Raw genomic sequence first — 333 nt, 5'->3', positions numbered from 1 at the left:
TTCTTACTGACTCTTCCCATAATTATAAAGTTATCATTTTTTGAAAACACTATCTTATTTATAGTATCTTAATTGTCCACTTTTTGCTGACGATTTACAGTATTAAAAACTAATAACCCTTCTTTAGGATTTCCTCCATGAATTGAATTATTATCTAATAGACTAACCAAAGCAATTTTTGGAATCAAAAGCCCCTTGTCTTTTGCATGTAATTCTAAAATTGCAGATTTATCTGGTTCCTTTACTCCTATACCAACTTGGGCATAAGAAACCATACCACTCAACAATAGAGCAATTGGTATAATTCTCTTTTTCATAACTTTTACTTTTACT

General features: G+C 29.4%; 1 pseudogene. It reads right to left on the bottom strand.

The annotated features are described in order from the left end of the window. Positions 1-68 precede the first annotated feature (68 nt). Positions 69-333 (bottom strand): annotated as a pseudogene (locus tag GOQ24_RS16295) (hypothetical protein); the annotation flags it as partial.

Origin of the sequence: Myroides sp. LoEW2-1 (assembly GCF_009767705.1) — a bacterium.
Lineage (GTDB): Bacteria > Bacteroidota > Bacteroidia > Flavobacteriales > Flavobacteriaceae > Flavobacterium > Flavobacterium album_A.
Note: the sequence above shows the minus strand (reverse complement) of the source record. Positions and strands in the feature narration are given on the sequence as shown.